A 22,249-nucleotide genomic window follows, 5' to 3' on the forward strand; every position below is an offset into this window, starting at 1 on the left:
CCGCGCCCTGACAGCGGCCCGGCGCAGGCCTGGCGTGCTGATCAGGCGCGTGCGAACACCAGCTCGTGCGCGCGCACATCGACCCGGATCACATCCTTTGGACCGAACTCACCTTTGAGGATGGCCTTCGATAGCGGGTTCTCGATGCGATCCTGGATCGCGCGCTTGAGCGGGCGCGCACCGAACACCGGGTCGAAGCCGGCCTCCGCCAGCTCGGCGAGCGCCGCGTCGCTGACCTCCAGCCCCATCTCCAGCCGCGCCAGACGCTTCTCCAGGTAGCGCAACTGGATCTTCGCGATACCGGCAATGTGCTTCTCGTCGAGCGAGTGGAACACCACCATTTCGTCGATGCGGTTGACGAACTCGGGACGGAAGTAGGTCTTCACCTCCGCCATCACCGCCAGCTTGATCACCCCGTAGTCATCCCCGGCCATGGTCTGGATCATCTGGCTGCCAAGGTTGGAGGTCATCACGATCACGGTATTCTTGAAGTCCACCGTGCGCCCCTGACCATCGGTCATGCGTCCATCATCGAGCACCTGCAGCAGCACGTTGAACACGTCCGGATGGGCCTTCTCGACCTCGTCGAAGAGGATCACGCTGTAGGGCTTGCGCCGCACCTGTTCGGTCAGGTAGCCGCCCTCCTCGTAACCGACATAGCCCGGAGGCGCGCCGATCAAACGCGCGACCGAGTGCTTCTCCATGAACTCGCTCATGTCGATACGGATCAGGTGGTCTTCCGAGTCGAACAGGAAGCTCGCCAGCGCCTTGCACAGCTCGGTCTTGCCCACGCCGGTGGGCCCGAGGAAGAGGAAGGAGCCATAGGGGCGGTTCTCGTCCGACAGCCCGGCGCGCGAACGGCGGATCGCGTCCGCCACCAGGCGCACGGCCTCGTCCTGACCGACCACGCGCTCGTGCAGCTTGTCCTCCATCTGCAGCAGCTTCTCGCGCTCGCCCTGCATCATCTTGCTCACCGGGATGCCGGTGGCACGCGACACCACCTCGGCGATTTCCTCGGCACCGACCCGGGTCCGCAGCAGCTTGTTGGGTGCACCGTTCTCACCCGCCTGCTCCGCCATCTTCAACTGCGCCTCGAGTTGCGGCAGCTTGCCGTATTGCAACTCGGCGACCTTGTCGAGCTGACCCTTGCGCTGGAAGTCGGCCATCTGCGCACGCATGTGGTCGATCTCTTCCTTGATGTGGGCCGAACCCGCAGCACGCGACTTCTCGCTCTTCCAGATTTCCTCGAGGTCGTTGTATTCGCGCTGGAGCTTGGCGAGCTCTTCCTCGATCAGCGTCAGCCGCTTCTGCGAGGCCTCATCCTTTTCCTTGATCACCGCCTCGCGCTCGATCTTGAGCTGGATCACACGGCGGTCAAGCCTGTCCATGACCTCGGGCTTGGAGTCGATCTCCATCTTGATGCGCGCGGCCGCCTCGTCGATGAGGTCGATGGCCTTGTCGGGCAGGAAGCGATCGGTGATGTAGCGGCTGGACAACTCAGCGGCGGCGACGATGGCCGGGTCGGTGATCTCCACGCCGTGGTGGATCTCGTACTTTTCCTGCAGGCCACGCAGGATGGCGATGGTCGCCTCCATCGTCGGCTCCTCGACCATCACCTTCTGGAAGCGGCGCTCGAGCGCGGCGTCCTTCTCGATGTACTTGCGGTATTCGTCCAGGGTGGTGGCGCCGACGCAGTGCAGCTCACCGCGAGCGAGCGCGGGCTTGAGCATGTTGCCCGCGTCCATCGCGCCTTCGGCCTTGCCGGCGCCCACCATGGTGTGGAGCTCGTCGATGAAGAGGATGACCTGCCCCTCCTCCTGCGCGAGCTCCTTGAGCACCGCCTTCAGGCGCTCCTCGAACTCGCCGCGGTACTTCGCCCCTGCGAGCAGGGCGGCCATATCGAGCGAGAGCACGCGCTTGCCCTTCAGGGTCTCGGGCACCTCGCCATTGACGATGCGCTGGGCGAGGCCTTCGACGATGGCGGTCTTGCCCACCCCCGGCTCACCGATCAGCACCGGATTGTTCTTGGTGCGACGCTGCAGGATCTGCATCGCACGACGAATCTCGTCGTCGCGCCCGATCACCGGATCGAGCTTGCCGCTGCGTGCGCGCTCGGTGAGATCCATGCAGTATTTGTTCAGCGACTCGCGCTGGCCTTCGGCGTCCTGGCTGCTCACGCCCGCACCACCGCGCACCATTTCGATCGCCGCCTCCAGCGCCTTGCGCGCAAGGCCGTGCTCCTTCATCAGGCGGCCGGCTTCGCCCTTGTCCTCGGTCAGCGCGAGCAGGAAGATCTCGCTGGCGATGAACTGGTCACCGCGCTTTTGCGCCTCGCGATCGGTGACATTGAGCAGGTTGCTCAGGTCGCGGCCGATGCTGACCTCGCCACCGTGACCCTCGACCTTGGGCAGGCGCTCGATGGCCCGGCCCACGGCCACCTTGAGCGGCGGCACGTTCACGCCGGCGCGCTGCAGCAGGGACACGGTGCCGCCGTCGTCCTGCTCGAGCAGGGCCTGGAGCAGATGCAGCGCCTCGATGAACTGCTGGTCATTGCCCAGCGCAATGCTCTGCGCGTCCTGCAAGGCCTGCTGGAATTTGGTGGTGAGCTTGTCGAAACGCATGGACCGTCTCCTCGGGGAATGTTGGACTGAACACTATGTGGGGTGCATTGTCCCTGCTTCAAGAGGGGGCACACGTCAAGCACCGCAGCCCTGCAAGCCCGATGGGACTCAGGACACGGGCAAATCGCGCAGATCGGTCGTTGTCGCGCTGCCAAAGTGCTCACCGAGCAGGTAGTCCACCAGACGCGCGCCAGCGTGCTCGGGCGCGCTCAGGCCGCCGTGGCGGTAGAGCTCATCAAACCGCGCACGCTGCGGAAAGCGCTGCACGCTGCTGGAGCGGATCTCGGCCTGCATCGCCGTATCGAGCACCCCGGGCGCCACACTGGCAATGCGCAGGCCAGGATGGGCTTCTGCCGCGACCGCGCGCGCATGGTGGTCGAGCGCGGCCTTGGTGGCGCAATACACGCTCCAGCCGGGGTAGGGGGTGCGCGCAGCGCCGCTGGACACATGCAGGATGCGACGGTCGGACAAGTCGCAGGTGGCGCGGCAGAAGGCGTCGCTCAACATCAATGGTGCGCTCAGGTTGAGCATCACGCCCTGCGCGATCTCGCGCGCGCCGTGCATGCCGAGCAAGCCCATAGGCGCCAGCGTGCCGGCATTGTTCACCAGGATGGCGGCCTCCGTGCCCTCGCCCCCATCGAGCCAGCGCGCCAGCGCGCCGCTGTCAAGCCAGCTCACCAGCGCCGCCCCCCCGCCCTCACCCAGATCGAGCGCGAGCTCACTGAGTGCGCCGCCATGGCGCGCCGCCAGAGCCGCATTACCCTGTCGGCTCAGCCCCAGCACGGCGACTCCACGCTGCAGCAGCGCCGCCGCCAGCGCCTCGCCCAGACCCCGGCTATGGCCGGTCACGATTGCCTTGATCATCGCTCGCTTGCCTCCTTGTCTTCATCAATCCCTGGGGAACGGGTTCCACGCGCACTGAAATCGCCCCAGGCTGCGGGCAGCCAGCACAGGTCGGCGGCTTCGTCGATATCATGCAGCGGGGCGAGCAGCTGCGTGGCCCATCCCAGCGCCGCCAGTCGAGCGCGGGTCACGGCGGCGACGCTGGGGGTGCTCCACACGATGCCCTCGAACAGGCTGGGATGAAAGCGCCGCAGCCCCAGCAGGGCATAGCCGCCATCAGCGCTGGGCACCATCACCGCATCGCTGCTGCGCAAGGCGGCCGCAGCCTGCCTCAGCACGCCTGCATCCAGCGCAGGGCAATCGGTGCCGATCAGCACCACGGCGTCTCCCGCCGCAAGCACACGCTGCGCCGCGCGCGCCATGCGCGCACCCAGGTCACCCTCGCCCTGCTCCGTCCAGCCCACCGCCGGGGCGATCTCCACGCCGGCCCAGGCCGCGCTGCCAGGCGCGGGGCTGGCGCACAGCTCGACGCGGGCACAATCCGCTGCCACAGCCTGCGCCAACGTCTCATGCAGCATGCGCCGCGCAAGCGCCGCCGCGGCTCGAGCCCCCAGCACCGGAATGAGCCGGGTTTTGACCTCGCCGGGGAGCGGCGCCTTGGCGAACACGACGATGCACAGTCCATTACGCAGTCCATTCATTTGTAGGCCTCGGCCAGACGCTCGGCGGGCACACCACGCCAGTACGCCCAGCGCAGGCGCCACATCAGCACGATGGTGCGCCATACGCCACGCTGCTCCCAGCGTCTGCCGCAGGTGCGCACCCGCTGTCGCAGACAGACCGGGCGCCACTGCCTGCGCAGCCGCGCACTCAAGGCGATGTCCTCCATCAGCGCCAGCTCAGGAAAGCCGCCGACGGCCTCGAACAGCGCACGGCGCACGAAGATGGCCTGATCGCCGGTGGCAATGCCGCTCAGGCGCGAGCGCAGGTTCATCGCCGCCGCCACCACACGCAGCATCGCCGGCCTGCCCTCGATACGCACATCGAAGCGCCCCCAGTGGCGCGCGGGACTCGCCAGCGCGTGGCATACGGCGACGTCGGCAGCGTCGGGCAGGCGGGTGTCAGCGTGCAGAAACAGCAGGATCTCGCCACCACAGAGGGCCGCGCCGGCGTTCATCTGCAGCGCCCGCCCGCGCGCGCTGTCGATGACCCGCAGCCCGGCCGCACGCGCCAGCTCCACGCTACCATCGTCGCTGCCGCCGTCGACCAGCACGACCTCGCACGCACGCGCACGCCAGATCGACAGATGCGCGATCAGCGCAGGCAGATTTGCGGCCTCGTTGAGCATCGGCACCACGATGGACAGCGCCGGCGTGCCGGGGCAGCGCGCTGCGGCGGCGGCCTCCTGATGCATCTCAGTGCTCGAGTGCGCCGCCACAGCTCGAGCCCTTGCCCGCGGTGCAGCCATAGCAATGCGCAGCGACCCGGATCGCACTGCCGCGAGGGTCGTGTTGCAGCAGATCACGCAGATGCGGGCGCTGCAGTGGCGCGCCGTACCGGGGCACTGCCTGCTGCCCCGCCAGGCTCGAGAGCGTGGCGGGCAGATCGAGCAGCTGGTTGAAATCGCAGTCGTAGAGCCTACCTTGCCAATCCACACTGATGAGCGTGCGGCACATCACGTTGCTCAGATTCTGCTCACGATGATTGTCTTTCAGCAGCTGCAGGTAGGAATTGAACTTCCCTTTCGAGATCAAGGTCGAGCCGAAGCGCTGGATCGGCATGTTGGCCAGTGCAAACAAGGTGTTGAACACGATGCCGAACTCCGCCTCCAGCACGCGCTTGTAGTCAGCTTCCAGCCCTTGCTGGTCGGGCGGCAACACCGCCCCCTGGGGGTTGTACACCAGATTGAGCACGCGGCCGCTGCCGGGCTGACCGTAGCCCAGGGCATTGAGCTGTTGCAGCGCGCTGATGCTCTTGTCAAAAACGCCCTGACCACGCTGGCGATCCACATTGGCGATGGAATAGCACGGCAGCGACGCCACGATCTCGACTTCGTTGTCGGCCAGGAATGCGGCCAGACCTTGCTGCCCCGGTTCATGCACAATGGTGAGGTTGCAGCGGTCGATGACCCGCACGCCCAGCGCGCGCGCCTGCTGCACCAGCACGCGAAACCCCGGGTGCAGTTCCGGCGCACCGCCGGTCAGATCCAGCGTGGCGATGCCGCGCGCGCGCAAGACCTCGACAATCAGCGCCATCGTGGCCTCGTCCATCATCTCGGTTCGATTCGGCCCGGCGTTGACGTGGCAGTGCAGGCAGGACTGATTGCACCGGTAACCCAGGTTCACCTGCAAGGTCGTGACTGCAGCGCGCCTCAGGGCGGGAAAATCGCTGACTTGCAGTAGCGGTAATGTGGCGTGCATGCGCTTCCTCTGAAATGTTTGACGCTGCCCTCAGCATGGGCACGGCCGCGGCGAATCCTTCGCCGCGCGCGAGTAAGAAAAGCCTGCACAGCAGGGGTTCCATAACAGGAAGTGAGCATGAAGAAACTCGTCCTCGTCGGTGGTGGTCATGCCCAGCTCGCAGTGCTGCAGGCGCTGGCACGGCAGCGCGCAGCGGACATCGATGCGGTGCTGGTGACGCCCTCGCCCTGGCAGTACTACTCGGGCATGTTGCCCGGATTCATCGCCGGACACTACGCCGAGGCCGACTGCCGCATCGACCTGCGCCCGCTGGCAAAGGCGGCAGGCGTGCGCCTGCAGTTGGGACAAGCCGTCGAACTGGCTGCCGATGAGCGCCAGCTGAGGCTCGCGGAGGGCAGCGGCCTTGACTATGATCTGCTCTCACTCGACCCCGGCAGTGCGACGGACCTCGATACGCTCGCGCCGCCCGTCGCGGGCGCCCCCCTCGCAGACCCGTGGGCCGCCGAGCACGTGCTCGCGGTCAAGCCACTGGCGCACTTCTTTGCCCTTTGGCCGCAACTCCAGGCCCGCGCCCTTGCCGCATCCACCTACCAGCTGTGCATCGTCGGCGGCGGCGCCGCGGGCGTCGAACTGGCGCTGGCCGCCGCCCATGCACTCAAGGCTGCGGCAGGCACAGGCCACGCCGGCATACGCGTCAGTGTGCTCGCCCCGGCCGCAGCGCTGTTGCCAGGGCACGCGCAGGGCGTACGGGCACGAGTGACGCGACGTCTTGCCGATAGCGGCATCCTCGTCGTACCGCAGCGCGCGCATTCTGGCACTGATGGATTGCGTCTCGCTGACGGCCGCTTGTATCCAGCGGATTGCGTGATCGCCGCCACCGGCGCACGCGCCCTGCCCTGGCTCGAGCGCAGCGGCCTGGCCTGCAGTGACGACGGTTGGATCGAAGTCGGCGACACACACCAGAGCCTGTCCCACCCCGAGGTCTTCGCCGCGGGCGACTGTTGCACCCGGCTCGACCCCCGCTTTGCGCGCTCGGGCGTGCATGCGGTGCATGCCGGGCCGGTGCTGGCCCACAACCTGCTGGCGCACGCGCGCGGCGAAGCCTTGCGGCACTACACCCCGCGCCGGCATTCACTCTATCTGATCGCCTGCGGTCCACGCTGGGCGATCGCATCCTGGGGGCGCTGGTCGGCACAGGGTCGCTGGGTATGGCGCTGGAAAGACTGGATAGACCGCCGCTTCATCCGCAGCCACAGCGTGTGAAGCGCTCGCACAGTCGCCAGCACTTCGGCCACGCGCGGATTCAATGCGGCCGCGACCCGGACGCTGGCAGTTGGGGATAACGCACGTAGTCGACGAGATCCTGAATCTCCTGCGGGGGCGGTCTGGTGAGCAGGCTGACGATGATGATGGTGACAAACCCCAGCGGCACGCCGAACACCCCCGCTGAAATCGAATTGATGTGGAACCAGGCCTCGCTCATCGAGCCGCCGAAGAAGCTGTGCGTCTGCACCACGTAAAACAGCGTCACCGCCAGGCCCACCACCATGCCGGCGACTGCGCCCGCACGGTTCGCCCGCTTCCAGAAGATGCCCAGCACCAGCGCCGGGAAGAAAGCAGACGCCCCGATCGAGAATGCCAGCCCGACCATGAACAGGATGTTGTCCGGCCGCAGCGAGGCCACCCAGGCCGCCACCACCGCCACGATGAGCAGCTGTGACTTCGAGATCAGCAGACGGCGGTGGGTCGAGGCCGCGGGGTTGATCACCTTGTAGTACAGGTCGTGCGAGAGCGCGTTGGAGATGGTCAGCAACAGCCCGTCGGCGGTCGACAGCGCGGCGGCGAGCCCACCCGCGGCCACCAGGCCAGACACCACGTAGGGCAGCCCGGCGATCTCGGGCGTGGCGAGCACGATGACGTCGGTGTTGAGCGTGAGCTCTGCCAGCTGCAGGATGCCGTCGGTATTCAAGTCATCGATGTGCACCATCCCGACCTTGCCCCACGACGCCACCCAGTCGGGCAGGATGTCCAGGCTGGAGCCGACGAGGTTGTGGTACACCTCCCACTTGGCGAACACCGCGTAGGCGGGCGCGGTGACGTAGAGCAGGAAAATGAAGAACATCGACCACGCCACCGACTTGCGCGCGTCCTGCACCCCGGGCGTGGTGTAGTAGCGCATCAGGATGTGGGGCAGCGCAGCAGTGCCAACCATCAGCACGAACATGAGCGCGAGAAAATTATTGCGCGCGATGTTCGACTCTGCGGGCGTGCGCCCGGGGTGTGCAGCCGCATGGCGCGGCGGAGGCCGGGCGCGCTCGAGCGCATCGAGGCGCGCTTTCTCCCATTGCACCTGCGCTTCGGCAGGGGTGTGGGGCAGGTCTCTGAGGCTGCGTTCGGAGAAGGCGATCTCGCGTGCCGAGGCGTCGTCAGCGCGCAGCAGATTGAGGCGCTCGATCATGGCGCGTCGCTCAGTCTCCAGCGAATCCGGCAGCCCCTCGATCTTCTCGGCATAGGCCTGCGCACGCGCGCCGAACATCGCACGCACCTCAAGCTCGGCCGGCGCATCGAACAATTGCTCCTCGCGTTCACTGATCTGCTGCAACACCGTGCCATAGACCGCCTGCGGAATCGGGATGCCGGTGAGCTTGTAGGACAGGATCACCACCGGCACCAGATAGGCGATGATCAGGATCACGTACTGCGCGACCTGAGTCCAGGTGACCGCCCGCATGCCGCCGAGAAAGGAGCACACGAGGATGCCGGCGAGGCCGACGAAGAGCCCGATCTCGAACTCGACGCTGACGAAACGGCTGGTGATCAGACCCACGCCGTAGATCTGTGCCACCAGATAGACGAAGCTGGCCAGCACGGTGGCCGCCAGCCCGACCAGGCGTGCAAGATTGCCCTGGTAACGAGCGCCCAGAAAGTCGGGAATGGTGTATTGGCCGAACTTGCGCAGATAGGGCGCAAGCAGCAGCGCCACGAGCACGAAGCCACCCGTCCAGCCGGTGACAAAGGCGAGCCCCTCGAAGCCGGAAAAATACAGCGTGCCGGCAAGGCCGATGAATGAAGCGGCGCTCATCCAGTCGGCCGCTGTCGCCATGCCATTGAAAAAGGCAGGAACACGGCGGCCGGCGACGTAATACTCGGAGACGTCCGAGGTCCGGCTCATGACGCCGATGCCGGCATAGATCGCGATCGTGACGAACAGGAAAACGTGGCCGATCATGCGCTGCGACAGGCCGAAGTGCTCGCCGACCGCCAGCCCCACCACGAACAGCACGAAAGTGACCGAGTACCAGCCGTAATATCGCTTGAGGCGGTGGGCGAACGCGGACTGGGCGCTCACGCCCGATCCTGGACAATAAGGTCCGCCGCCCAGCGCAGCATCAATACTTTATCCGCGCGTAGTAGGTCTTCTCCGCGGCCTCACGTGCTTCGCGCAGCGTGCGAATGCCCTGCTCTGCCAGCAAGGGCACGAGCTTGAGGAAGACCTCCGCGGTCACGATCGCATCACCGAGCGCGGTATGCCGACCGACGATGGTCAGGCCCAGGCGCTCGGCAATGGCTTCCAGGCGATGCGACTCCTGGTTGGGATGCACGACGGCCGACAGCAGCAAGGTGTCGATCACCGGATTATCGAAGCGCAGCCCGCTTTCCTCTTCCTTCAACTGCAGGAAGCGCATGTCGAAGGCCGCGTTGTGGGCGATGAGCACGGTATCCGCGGCAAAGGCATGGAAGGCGGGCAGGACCGAACCGATCTGCGGCTGGCCCTTGAGCATGTCTTCAGTGATGCCATGGATCTTCGCCGACTCGGGCGCAAGCGGCCGTCGCGGATCGATGAGCTGCTCGAAGGACTCGTTGCGCAACAGCTTGCCGTTGAGGATGCGGGTGGCGCCGATCTGGATGATCTCGTCACCCTGCGAGGGGTTGAGGCCGGTGGTTTCAGTGTCGAACACCGTGAACGTGAGCTCGGTGAGCGGCCTATCCTCAATTTCGAGCGACCTCTCCGACCACGCGAAGAGGTCGAAATCGTAATACTCAGGGCGGCTGTCACCGCGCAGGAAGAGCTCGGCCTCAGCCTGCTCCTGTGGTATGGCCGCCGGCAGCACGATGCGGAAGAAGGCGCGATGTCGCACTTTCTCGCGCTCCAGCCACATCTCGCCACTATGGCGATCGATGACGTCACGCACGTTGAGCGGGCTACTCTCGTCCTCGAACTTCATCGGCTCGAGCTCCCAGCTCATCACCGTCTCGGTACTCATCGCCTGCCCCGACCAGATCAGATCGAGGTGGACCAGACGCCCGACGGCGGCGAGACGGAAGCGCAGCTCGCGCACCTCGAACTCATCGGACAAGCGCATGGCCAGATAGGTCAGCGCCTGAATCAGGGAGAAGCTGTCAACCTTGATCCACAGGCTCTCGTCGACCTCCTCGAGCTTGGTGCGCAAACCGATGCGCTGCTCGATACGGCGTTGCACCGCCGCCACGAGGTCGGCGCCGAGCATTTCTTCCAGCGGCCAGCGCACCTTCAGGGAGTCGGCGAACTCATCGGCGGTCTCGTTCAGGCGCTGGCTCATGCCTTGCACTTCATCACGGATCACGCTGCGAAAGCGCACGCGCATGTCATCGGGCAGGTCGCCGTATTCGAGCATCTCGGCTGCGGCACGCACGTTGGCCAGCGCTGCCCGGTTACCCTCGGTCAGGTTGTGCAGCATCTGGTCGCGACGCGACTCGGTCTCGAAGTTGCGGGTGATGTTGTCGAGCATCAGGATGAAGCCGGTCTGCGTGCGCTCGGCCTCGACCGGCCGCGCCTGGGCTTCCCCGCCCACTTCGGTGTCTGCGGCGAGTTCATGCGCCGGTGGGGACCCGGAAGTGGACTCGGCCATCGACTTCACCACCGAGAGCACGGGCGCCATCTGCACGCGCAACAACTGCCCGGCGCGGGTGGTGGTGACGAAGTTGGCCTGCGGCTGGGCGACGCCACGCTTGAGGCGTTGCTGGATGGTTTCAAGCGCATGCGCAATCAGGTTGCGCTCGAACACGGCATAGATCGAACGCCCCAGACCAATCAGCTCGCCCCCTCCCGCCACCCCGGGCGCATCCGACAAGGCCCGGAACTGTTGGCGTGCGCGGCTGTTGTAGAGCAGGATGCGGCCGTCCAGATTGCACACCACGACACTTTGCGTGAGTTCGGACATCAGGGCCGCAAGGCGATTCTTCTCCTGTTCAACCGAGTCCTTCGCGCGCGCGATCTGCGCCTCCACGTCGCCGAGCAAGGCGTCACGCTGGCTTGCGAGCTCATTGCCGGCACCGGCCAGCATCTGGACCTCGGGCGGGCCTTCGAGCTGAATGCGGAAGCCGCGGTTGGCACCGAGCATCAGACGCAGGTTCTCTGCCATCCGCAATAGCCCCTGAACGTACTGACGAAACAGGACGCGCAGCACGCCGACACCGGCGGCAAAACCCACGGCGGTCAGCATGGTACCCACACCGAGGTGGGGCACGAGCACGGCGATCAGCTGCTCGCGCGCCTCGCCCTGGGTTTCGAACCAGACGATGAGGGCAGTCAGAATGAAGGGCCCGGTCATCAGCAGACCGAGGACGACGATTGCCAGGGCAAATCGCAAGCGCGCCGACATCGCTCAGTCCCCCAGCATGCTGCGTACTTTTTCCACCAACTCCTTGGTCGAGAACGGCTTGGTCATGTAGGCATCCGCCCCCAGGGCGAGACCTTTTGCCACCTCCGTGTCACGTCCCTTTGCGGTCAGCATCAGGATGCGTACTGCAGCGAGCGCCGGATCTGCCTTGATCTCCTGGCAGACCTCGAATCCGCTCTTCTTCGGCATCATCACATCAAGCAAGACCAGATCAGGGGGGTCGCTGCGAATGCGCCTTACCGCCTCTTCGCCGTCGTTCGCGATCAACACCTCGAAACCCTCCCTTTTCATGAGGAACTCCAGGGATATGACAATATTTTGCTCGTCGTCCGCGATCAGTATTTTTTTCGCCATGCGCCTCTCCTCCCTACCACATCATTCTATGTCATTCGCTGCCTGCAGCAGGCGCCAGGGGCAATTCAAAAGAGAAGGTCGCCCCCTCCCCTGGCACCGACTCCAGCCATAAGCGGCCACCGAAATGCTCCACGATCTGACGGCTGATCGGCAGCCCCAGGCCCGTTCCCTGCGGGCGCGAATGCTCGTCTCCCCCCTGCCTGAACTTCTGGAATATCGCCGGCTCGAGATCCGGCGCGATCCCCGGCCCGTTGTCGCTGACCTCAACGCGAATGAAGCCCTCCTCTGCAACCAGCCTCACCTTCACGCATCCATCCTGCAGCGGCACGAACTTGGAGGCGTTCGACAACAGATTGAGCATCACCTGCAGCAGGCGGTCATGATCGGCGCGCAGCACCGGCACCGTCTCGGGCAGATCCAGCTCGACCCGTGCATCACGATCACGGAAGAGCTGCAGGGTGGCGTCCACCGCGTGGGTGACAAGTTCGCGCATGTCGACGTCGGTGTTGTGCCACTCGGCATGGCCGGATTCAATCTTGGCCAGGTCCAGCACCTGGTTGACGAGCCGGGTCAGGCGCACCGTCTCCGACACAATGATGCCGAGAAAGCGCTGACGGTCAGCAACATCGATTTCCGAGTCATCGAGCATCATCTCGGACAGGGCACGGATGGAGGTCAGCGGCGTGCGCAACTCATGGGTGACCGAGGACATGAAGTCATCCTTCAGGCGGTCAAGCTCCTTCAACTTTTCGTTTACCGCCCGCAGCTCGGCCGTGGCCTCCTCGAGCGCGTGCGATTTTTCCTCGAGCTCATGCGAATACGCGCGCACCTGTGAGGCCTCATCAAGGATATCCATGACCTCGCCCAGGCCAAGTGGCTCTTCCTGCACCACCGTTGCCACCATCACACGGGCCGAGGCGCTGCCGATCGCTCCCGCAAGCAGCGACTCGGCAAAGTGGATCAGCTCGGGATCGGCCTTCAGCCGCCCGATGTTCTCCAGCCCGTTGGCGCGCGCATAGGCGCCGAAGGCCTCCTCGGTGCGGCGTTGGCCGAGGAAGCGGGCAACCAGGGGCAACAGATCCTCGATCTCGGCGCGGCCGCGCCAGAAGCTCGTGGGCGGACTGTCGCCCCTGCGGAAAACGTCCACAAAAATCGTGCCCTGACTGGCCTCGGCGCCGGTTGGCACTCGCAGCAGCGAGACGAACACGTAACAGCCGATATTGGCCAGCAGACTCCAGAACACGGCATGGCTGATGTTGTCCAGGCCACTCAGCCCGAACAGCTGCTCGGGCCGCAGCCACTCCAGCCCGAACAGGCCGAGCTGCAGGAAAGTCGGATCAAGCCAGCCCGACTTGGCGAAGGACGGCAGCAGCAAGGTGTAAGCCCACACGAAGAAACCTGCGAGCAGGCCAGCAAGTGCACCATCACGCGTGCCGCTGCGCCAGTACATGCCGCCCAGCATTGCCGGTGCAAACTGGGCCACCGCGGCAAAGCTGATGAGGCCGATGCTGACGAGCGCATAGGCCTCCCCGGCGAGGCGGAAATAGACGTAGCCCAGCAGCAGCACGCCGACAATCGCGCCACGCCGGATGCCGAGCAGCAGGCGCGTCAGATCGCGCTGCGCCGACAAACCCAGACGACGGCTGTGCAGCAGGATTGGCATCACCAGATCGTTGCAGACCATCGTCGACAGCGCGATCGCTTCGACGATCACCATGCCGGTCGCCGCCGACAGCCCGCCAATGAACACGAACAACGCGAGCGCGGCGTTGTCGTGCGCCAGCGGCAAGGTCAGCACGAAGGTATCGGGGTCGACCGTCCCCTTGCCGAAATGCAGCAATCCCCCCAGTGCGATCGGAATCACGAACAGGTTGATCGCCAGAAGATAGGCGGGAAAAACCCAGGTGGCGCGGCGCAGGTGTTGTTCGTTGACGTTCTCCACCACCGCAATCTGAAACTGACGCGGCAGGAAGATGACCGAGAGCATTGCGAGCAGCACGTGGGCGAACCAGCCCCCGTAGCCGATACGCCCGGTGCCGTCAAACACCAGCAGGCTGGCGAGCTCAGGGTGCTGCAGCGCGCGCGCATAGAGATCACCAAAGCCGTCATAGAGCCAGAAGGTGACGTAAATGCCGACCGCGAGGAAAGCGAGCAGCTTGACCACGGACTCGAAGGCAATCGCCGCCACCATGCCTTCATGGCGTTCGGTGGTGTCCAGATGACGGGTGCCGAAGAGCACGGTGAACGCCGCCAGGGTGAGCGCGATGTAGAGCGTACTGTCCTGCCACCAGCCCGCGGCGGCGCCCGCCTGCGCCAGCACATCGGGATCCGAGACCAGCAGCGCATACGCAGTCGAGACCGCCTTGAGCTGCAGGGCAATATAGGGAACGATGCCGATCACGGCGATCACCGTGACCAGGCCACCGAGCAGATGGCTCTTGCCGTAACGCGAGGCGATGAAGTCAGCGATCGATGTGATGCGGTGGCTGCGCGCGATGCGGATCATCTTCAGCACCACCAGCCACGCCAGTGCCATGCCCAGCGTCGGCCCGAGATAGGTCGGCAGGAACCAGATTCCTCCCGAAGCAGCGCGACCGACGCTGCCAAAATACGTCCACGCCGTGCAGTACACCGCCAGCGACAGACCGTAAGTCCAGGCGTTCGCGATGATCGAACGTCCTTCGTCGGCGCGGCGGTCGCCAAAGTACGCCACTGCGAACAGGACCAGCAGGTAGGCGAAGGAGGCGCCGATGATGAGCCAGCCTGGAATCATTCCAGTGTCCTCAGCGCGCGCCGCGCTCGGCAATCCAGCCTACGGCCACGATCAGGCCACCCCAGACCACGAACAGGTAGAGGTGGAGCAAGGGCACTCCGAAGATGCGTAGCGGCCGATCAAACAGCGAAAGCAGTGGAAAATTGAGCAGCAGGACGCCCGCGATGAATACAGCGACCAAGCGTTGCCCGGCAAGTCCTTTGCGCATCATGACTCTCCCATGATGTCCGCAGCGCCAGAAAAACAAATGCGCCCCCCGCTCTTGCTGGCAGGTTGGGCGCACCGCACGTACAGGTGGCACGCCTTGAGCGCGCCGGACTCCTCTCCCCCGCCCGGCCTCGCGGCCGGGCCTTCCCCTGTCGTTCGTTGCCGCGCCAGGTCTTGCGAACCGGCGCAGGTTGTTCAGCCCTTGAGCTGCTCGAGAATCTGCGGGTTCTCGAGCGTGGAGATGTCCTGGATGACATCGTCGCCCTTGGCCAGCTGACGCAGCAGACGGCGCATGATCTTGCCCGAACGCGTCTTGGGCAGGTTCTCGCCGAAACGGATGTCCTTCGGCTTGGCGATCGGCCCGATTTCGCGGCCCACCCAGTTCTGCAGTTCCTTGATGATCGCCGCCGCTTCGTCGCCGGTCGGGCGCGGGCCCTTGAGCACCACGAAGGCCACGATCGCCTCGCCGGTCAGATCATCCGGGCGCCCCACCACAGCGGCTTCGGCAACCTTCTCGTGCGCGACCAGCGCCGATTCGATCTCCATCGTCCCCATGCGGTGGCCAGACACGTTCAGGACGTCGTCGATACGGCCGGTGATGGTGAAGTAACCGGTGTCAACGTCACGGATCGCGCCATCACCTGCGAGGTAGAGCTTGCCCTGGAAGTCGTCCGGAAAGTAGGACTTCTTGAAACGCTCGGGGTCGTTCCAGATGGTGCGGATCATCGCCGGCCACGGGCGCTTGATCACCAGGATGCCGCCCTGGCCCCAAGGCACTTCGGTGCCGGTCTCATCGACCACCGCGGCCTGGATGCCCGGGAAAGGCAGGGTGCACGAACCCGGCACCATGGGCGTGGCGCCCGGCATGGGCGTGATCACGTGCGCACCGGTCTCGGTCTGCCAGAAGGTGTCGACGATCGGGCAGCGGCCACCGCCGATATGCTCGTAATACCACTCCCAGGCGGCAGGGTTGATCGGCTCGCCAACCGAGCCCAGCAGGCGCAGGCTGGACAGGTCGTACTGCCGGGGATGGACGGACGGGTTGTTGTCGGCGGTCTTGATCAGCGAGCGGATCGCGGTCGGTGCGGTGTAGAACACCGTGACCTTGTGATCCTGGATCATGCGCCAGAAACGGCCGCCGTCCGGATAGGTCGGCACGCCTTCAAACACGATCTCGGTCGCACCGCAGGCCAGCGGTCCATAAGCGATGAAGGTATGACCGGTGACCCAGCCGATGTCGGCGGTGCACCAGAAAACGTCGCTCGGCTTGATGTCGAAGGAGAACTGCATCGACATCATCGCCTGCAGCAGATAACCACCGGACGAATGCTGCACGCCCTTGGGCTTGCCCGTGGAGCCCGAGGTGTAGAGGATGAACAGCGGGTGCTCGGCTTCGACCCACTCCGGCTCGCACACGTCCGATTGATCAGCGCAGGCATCATGGAACCAGGTGTCACGTCCCGCCACCATGTTGCAGTCGACGCCGGTACGCTTGACCACGATGACGTTCTTGATGGTGTCGCAACCACCCAGGGTCAGCGCCTCGTCGGCGATCGGCTTCAGCGGCAGGGCCTTGCCGCCGCGATGCTGACCATCGGAAGTGATCAGCGCGACCGCGGCCGCGTCCTCGATACGGTCACGCAGGGCCTGGGAGGAGAAGCCACCAAAAACGATCGAGTGGGTGGCGCCGATGCGGGCGCATGCCTGCATCGCAACCACGCCCTCGATCGACATCGGCAGATAGATGACGACACGATCACCCTTCTTGACGCCCATGCCGCGCAGGGCGTTGGCGAACCTGTTGACACGCGCCAGCAGATCCTTGTAGCTCACGCGGGTGACTTCGCCATTGTCGGCTTCGAAGATCAGCGCGACCTTGTCACCGAGGCCCTTATTGACGTTGCGATCGAGACAGTTGTAGGAGACGTTGAGCTTGCCGTCGGCGAACCACTTGAAAAACGGTGCATTACTTTCATCGAGTACCTGGGTGAAGGGCTCCTTCCAGTCGAGCAGCGCCTTGGCGCGGCGACCCCAGAAACCCTCGTAGTCGTCCTCTGCTTCCTTGCACAACGCGTGGTATGCGTCCATTCCGGATACCGCGGCGTTCTTCACCAGCTCTTCCGGGGGGTAGTAATAGTGGACTTGTTGCTCGTTGGACATGCTCACCTCTCCTCAACTGATCTGATGGTTGAAGCAGACCCATTGCGGGCCTTCGGCCGGTTGGTTCCAGCCTTGAAATTCGTTGCAACCGCCAGGCGCTCGGCTGCCGCTGAATGCGGTGTATTTAAGAACATGTATCTTACACAGGACTTACACAGGCCCTATCCGCTCATCAGGCACGCGACTGGTCGGCAATGCTAAAATCGCGCGGTTGATCGCCTCACGATCCAACTTTCGCATTCTGCCCCCATGTCATCCCGGAGACCAAGCGCCATGACGATTATTCGCGAAGAAGACCTCATTCAGTCGATTGCGGATGCGTTCCAGTACATCAGCTACTACCACCCGCTGGACTTCATCCAGGCGCTTGGCGAAGCCTATGAGCGCGAGCAAAGCACCGCCGCCAGGGACGCGATCGCGCAGATCCTGACCAACTCGCGCATGTGCGCCGAAGGCCACCGCCCGATCTGTCAGGACACGGGCATTGCCGTGGTTTTCCTCAAGGTCGGCATGAACGTGCAGTGGGACGCAAGGATGAGCGTCCAGGACATGGTCAATGAGGGCGTGCGCCGCGCCTACAACAACGCGGACAACAAATTGCGTGCCTCCGTGCTGCTCGACCCCGCCGGCAAGCGCCAGAACAGCAAGGACAACACCCCTGCCGTGGTGCATTACGAGATCGTGCCCGGCGACCAGGTCGACATCATCTGTGCGGCAAAGGGCGGCGGCTCCGAGAACAAGACCAAGATGGCCATGCTCAACCCCTCCGACTCCATCGTCGACTGGGTGATCAAGACCGTGCCGGCCATGGGCGCGGGCTGGTGCCCGCCGGGCATTCTTGGCATCGGCATCGGCGGCACGCCCGAAAAGGCGATGCTGCTGGCCAAGGAATCCTTGATGGATCCGGTCAACATCCACGAACTGCGCGACAAGGCCGCCTCCGGTGCGGCACTGAGCCGAGTCGAGGAATTGCGCCTCGAACTGATGGACAAGGTCAATGCGCTGGGCATCGGCGCCCAGGGCCTGGGCGGTCTCACCACCGTGCTCGATGTCAAGATCATGGACTACCCCACGCACGCCGCTTCGCTGCCGGTGGCGATGATCCCGAACTGTGCGGCCACCCGCCACGTGCACTTCCACCTCGACGGTTCCGGCCCGGCAAAGCTTGAGCCGCCCAAGCTGGAAGACTGGCCACAAGTCACCTGGAAGGCCGACACCAATGTCGCCACCCGGGTGAACCTCGACACCCTGACCAAGGAAGAAGTCGCCGCCTGGAAACCCGGCCAGACCCTGCTGCTCAACGGCAAGATGCTCACCGGCCGTGATGCCGCGCACAAGCGCATCGCCGACATGCTGGAGAAAGGCGAGAAGCTGCCGGTCGACTTCACCAATCGCGTCATCTACTACGTCGGTCCGGTCGACCCGGTACGCGACGAAGTCGTCGGCCCCGCAGGCCCCACCACCGCAACGCGCATGGACAAGTTCACGCGCATGATGCTCGAGCACACCGGCCTGATCTCGATGATCGGCAAGTCCGAGCGTGGTCCGGTCGCAATCGACGCCATCAGGGACAACAAGTCGGCCTATCTGATGGCGGTCGGCGGCTCGGCCTACCTGGTGTCGAAGGCGATCAAGGAGGCCAAGGTGGTGGGCTTTGCCGACCTGGGCATGGAGGCGATCTACGAATTCACCGTGCAGGACATGCCGGTGACGGTCGCCGTCGACGCTCAGGGCAGCAGCGTGCACAACACCGGCCCCAAGGAGTGGCAGGCAAAGATTGGCCGCATTCCGGTCACGGTGGCCTGAGCCACACGCCCGCCTGTGGACTCCCGCGCCCGGCCGTGAACGCGGTCCGGGCGTTTTTTGCCTCTTTGAAAGTCCGCTGCGCTTACGCCGCCCCGCTCCAGGCGGCAGGAGGCTGCCAGCGTGAGAGCCAGAGCGGAACATGCTCAGCGGGCATCGGCCGCGCAATGCCGAAGCCCTGCGCCACTTCACAGCCGAGCTCGAGCAAGGCCGAGCCCTGCTCCGCCGTCTCCACCCCCTCGGCCACCACACCACGGCGAAACGCCTTCGCCAAGCCAACGACCGCCTCGAGAATGGCGCGGTCCTCAGGGTCGATCAACATGTCGCGCACGAAGAGCTGGTCGATCTTGAGGCGGGCGTGGGGCAAGCGCTTGAGGTAGGCAAGCGAACAGTAACCCGTGCCGAAATCGTCCAGCGCGAAGGAGACCCCCAGCTCGGCGCAGGACTCGACGATGCGTGCGACGTGGGTGATGTTCTCGAGTGCGCTGGTTTCGAGCACTTCCAGCTCGAGCATCGAGGGTGAAACCTCGGGGTGAGTCGCGAGCAGACCCCGCAGCCGATCCATGAATATCTGCGACTGCAGGTGATGGGCGCCAATGTTGACGCTGACCGGGAGGGGCAAGCCCGCGCGCTGCCAGACCTCGATCTGGCACAAGGCGGTGTCGATGACCCATTCTCCGAGCTCGATCGCGAGCGCGTGATGCTCGATCACCGGCAGGAACACCCCGGGGCCGACCAGGCCATCGTGCGGGTGCTGCCATCGAATCAGCGCCTCGACACCGACCACCACGCCGCTGCGCATGTTCACCTTCGGCTGGTAATGGAGCACAAACTCCTGCGCGCCGAGCGCCCTGCCAATTCGCGTCAGACTACGGTGTCGCCCGCGCAGCTTGCGATCCTGTGCAATGTCGAACAAATGGTAGCGATTCTTGCCGGTGAGCTTGGCCTGATACATCGCAAGATCGGCCTGACGCAGCAATTGATCTGCATCGACGTCTTCGAGCTGGGGATAGAGCGTCAGCCCGATACTGGCGGACACCTGCAGCTTCTCCGCACCGCAGCGCACGGGCATTGCCAGGGTGGCAAGCAGGCGCTGCACGAGCTGCACTGCGCGCGACTCCCCATCCAGGTCCCCGAGCACCGCGACGAACTCGTCCCCACCAAGGCGCGACATGCTGTCGCCCTCGCGCAGGCCGGCCTTCATGCGCAGCGCGAGCTCGACCAGCAGGCGATCGCCCATGTCATGGCCATAGCCGTCATTGACCTCCTTGAAACCATCAAGGTCGATGTAGGCCACGGCCAGATGCCCCCCACGGCGGCGCGCCTGCGCCATGCCCTGGCCAAGCCGATCGTGCAGCAGCACCCGATTGGGCAAACCGGTGAGGGCATCGTAGTGCGCGATGTACTCAAGCTGCATCTTGTGCGCTTTCTGCGCCGTGATGTCGGAAAACAGCCCGACGAATTGCTCGATCTGCCCATCCTCGTCACGCAGCGCGCTCACCGTCAACCATGCCGCGAACTCTTCGCCGGAATACCGCCGACTCCAGATCTCACCCTGCCACTGGCCTTCGGCACGTAGCGCGCGCCACATTGCCGCATAGAAGGCTGCATCATGTTGCTCCGACGAAAGCAGGCGCAGATTGCGTCCAATCACTGCTTCGCGCGGGTATGCGGTGATACGACAGAATGCCGCGTTCACATCGAGCACCACCCCATGGGCATCGGTGATCACGATGCCTTCGTTGGCGTGGGTGAACACACTTGCCGCCAGCCGGCGGCCCTCCTCTGCGCGCTCACGCTCAATTTCCGCACTGACCCGGTCATCGAACACATCCATCAGCACCCGCAAGGCGGCACAATCGTGCACGCGCTCACGCTTGATGGCGATCATCATGCCAAGCCCGCTTCCATCCTTGGCCAGCAAGGGAACGGCGCAGTAGGTTTCGGCACCCCATTCAGAGAGCAAGCGATCGTGGGGAAAAAGCCGGCTGGCGCTGTCGGCAAGGAGGCACATTTCGCGCGAGTCAAAGCCGCTGCAGGGGGCAGTATTCAAGGCGTACTCAAAGGCGGGCAGCGCTTTGCCTTCGGCCCAGCCGGCGCGGACCTTCAGCAGCGCCTTGTTGGGTACGAGTTCGCCGACAAAGGCCAGATCGAGATCGAGGGCCTCGACGAGGTGACGACTCACGGCTTCAAAAAAGGCGTTCCCGGACAGCGTTGCGAAGCGGGCTGCGAGCGCCTCCAGCGCCACCTCCACCCGCTTGCGCGCGCAAATATGGGTGCTGTAGCAGATGTAGCCAATGAAGCGACCCTCGCTATCGAAGCGCGGACTGCCCTCATGCAGCAACCAGCAATAGCTGCCCGTGGCATTGCGCAGACGGTATTCCAGGGTAAAGCCTTGCTGCGTCGCAAACGCGGTGGCGAAGACATCCTTGCAACGCTGGCGGTCATCCGGGTGCACCCCTTCGCGCCAGCCGCTACCCAACTCCTGCTCAAGGCTGCGGCCAGTGAAGCGCAGCCACGAATCATTGAAGTAGTCGCAGCTCATGTCGGCAGCACAGGCACAGATCAGTGCCGAGGACGCGTTTGCCAGCGTGCGGAAATGCTGCTCACTGTCGCGCAAGGCTTGCTGCGCGTCGTTACGCTCCTTTTCGATGCGCAAGGCCATCACCATGCCGGCACAGATGACCAGCATGGGCTCGAGCTCGTCAATCAAGCTCTGTTCGTAGCCCTTGGCCGCGTTTGCCAGCCCGACCATGCCTACCAGCTCGCCACCATGGAACAGCGGCAGACCCAGAAACGCAGGCAAGGGCGGGTGCCCGGGGGGAAGCCCGCCACGGCGCGGATCAGTGCCAGGCGCGTTGGAAATGACCGGCGCGCCGCTACGCACGACGCTGCCGAACAGCGTATCAAGGTTATGGAACTCGAAGCCCCCTGCGCTGACGCGCTCGTGCACCGCGTTCGACTCCTTGCTCCAGGCGACATTGCTCAGGCCATGCATGCGCAGGAAAGGCAGGCCCTTGTCGTCAGTCAGGACCTCGCTGATGAAGCCGTACTCGCTCTCCGACAGCACCAGCAGGTGACCGAGCATCGCCTCGAAGGTGCTGTGAGCCGGCCCGCCGACGAGAAAGCCCTCCTGCAAACGGGCGAGCATGGACAGCATCGCGGTCTGCCGCTGCAAGCGCCAGGCGAGTCTTTCAACAGGCTCATGCGCGGCCATCGAGCCTGCGTCTGCAGCATCCAAGCCCGGCAAATCAGCAGCTAGAACGGATTGCCGTTCGGGTATCGACACCGCTCTCTCCAGACCTTGTTCGTAGCGTGAACTATACCGTCGCCATGTCGCGAAAAGATGGGAGCAAGCTGGTTTACAGAACTAAAAAGGGGCGCGACCGCATTCGCGGCGCGCCCCCT

Annotated in this window: 14 protein-coding genes; 2 read left to right on the plus strand and 12 right to left on the minus strand. The window is 64.7% G+C overall.

Features of this window, described 5'->3' with window-relative positions:
- Positions 1–41 precede the first annotated feature (41 nt).
- From clpB to arsS, 5 genes are all read right to left on the minus strand, one after another.
- Positions 42–2,621: an ATP-dependent chaperone ClpB gene (clpB, locus tag M622_RS29110; RefSeq protein WP_021249166.1), complete on the minus strand. Its 2,580-nt coding sequence runs from the start codon at positions 2,619–2,621 to the stop codon at positions 42–44.
- Between the two features lie 108 nt (positions 2,622–2,729).
- Positions 2,730–3,485: an SDR family oxidoreductase gene (locus M622_RS29115; RefSeq protein WP_021249167.1), complete on the minus strand. Its 756-nt coding sequence runs from the start codon at positions 3,483–3,485 to the stop codon at positions 2,730–2,732.
- The gene (locus tag M622_RS29120; RefSeq protein WP_021249168.1) at positions 3,482–4,165 is read right to left on the minus strand and encodes a TIGR04282 family arsenosugar biosynthesis glycosyltransferase; all 684 of its coding nucleotides are present in this window, start codon (positions 4,163–4,165) and stop codon (positions 3,482–3,484) included. The genes M622_RS29115 and M622_RS29120 overlap by 4 nt, the downstream gene beginning before the upstream one ends.
- Entirely contained in the window at positions 4,162–4,878 is a 717-nt protein-coding gene (locus M622_RS29125; protein ID WP_021249169.1) for a TIGR04283 family arsenosugar biosynthesis glycosyltransferase, read from the minus strand. The genes M622_RS29120 and M622_RS29125 overlap by 4 nt, the downstream gene beginning before the upstream one ends.
- Position 4,879: 1 nt before the next feature.
- Positions 4,880–5,884, minus strand: a complete 1,005-nt coding sequence (gene arsS, locus M622_RS29130) for an arsenosugar biosynthesis radical SAM (seleno)protein ArsS (RefSeq protein WP_031346768.1) — start codon at positions 5,882–5,884, stop codon at positions 4,880–4,882.
- Positions 5,885–6,001: 117 nt separating this feature from the next.
- Between arsS and M622_RS29135 the strand changes: the two genes are divergently transcribed.
- The gene (locus M622_RS29135) at positions 6,002–7,147 is read left to right on the plus strand and encodes an FAD-dependent oxidoreductase (RefSeq protein ID WP_021249171.1); all 1,146 of its coding nucleotides are present in this window, start codon (positions 6,002–6,004) and stop codon (positions 7,145–7,147) included.
- Positions 7,148–7,187: 40 nt separating this feature from the next.
- Here the strand turns inward: M622_RS29135 and M622_RS29140 are convergent, their stop codons facing one another.
- From M622_RS29140 to acs, 6 genes are all read right to left on the minus strand, one after another.
- Entirely contained in the window at positions 7,188–9,233 is a 2,046-nt protein-coding gene (locus M622_RS29140; RefSeq protein WP_021249172.1) for a sodium:solute symporter family protein, read from the minus strand.
- 40 nt (positions 9,234–9,273) lie between these two features.
- Positions 9,274–11,526: a 3'-5' exonuclease gene (locus tag M622_RS29145; protein ID WP_021249173.1), complete on the minus strand. Its 2,253-nt coding sequence runs from the start codon at positions 11,524–11,526 to the stop codon at positions 9,274–9,276.
- Positions 11,527–11,529: 3 nt separating this feature from the next.
- Positions 11,530–11,898, minus strand: a complete 369-nt coding sequence (locus M622_RS29150) for a response regulator transcription factor (protein ID WP_021249174.1) — start codon at positions 11,896–11,898, stop codon at positions 11,530–11,532.
- 31 nt (positions 11,899–11,929) lie between these two features.
- The gene (locus M622_RS29155; protein ID WP_021249175.1) at positions 11,930–14,671 is read right to left on the minus strand and encodes a sensor histidine kinase; all 2,742 of its coding nucleotides are present in this window, start codon (positions 14,669–14,671) and stop codon (positions 11,930–11,932) included.
- Between the two features lie 10 nt (positions 14,672–14,681).
- A complete protein-coding gene (locus M622_RS29160; protein WP_021249176.1) occupies positions 14,682–14,882 on the minus strand; it encodes a hypothetical protein in 201 nt (66 codons plus the stop codon).
- 191 nt (positions 14,883–15,073) lie between these two features.
- Entirely contained in the window at positions 15,074–17,038 is a 1,965-nt protein-coding gene (gene acs / locus M622_RS29165) for an acetate--CoA ligase (protein ID WP_021249177.1), read from the minus strand.
- A 273-nt stretch (positions 17,039–17,311) separates the two neighbouring features.
- Between acs and M622_RS29170 the strand changes: the two genes are divergently transcribed.
- Entirely contained in the window at positions 17,312–18,844 is a 1,533-nt protein-coding gene (locus M622_RS29170; protein WP_021249178.1) for a fumarate hydratase, read from the plus strand.
- Positions 18,845–18,926: 82 nt separating this feature from the next.
- Here the strand turns inward: M622_RS29170 and M622_RS39345 are convergent, their stop codons facing one another.
- Entirely contained in the window at positions 18,927–22,082 is a 3,156-nt protein-coding gene (locus M622_RS39345; protein ID WP_306415635.1) for a bifunctional diguanylate cyclase/phosphodiesterase, read from the minus strand.
- Positions 22,083–22,249: the final 167 nt, after the last annotated feature.

The sequence above is a fragment of the Thauera terpenica 58Eu genome (assembly GCF_000443165.1).
Taxonomy (GTDB): Bacteria; Pseudomonadota; Gammaproteobacteria; order Burkholderiales; family Rhodocyclaceae; genus Thauera; species Thauera terpenica.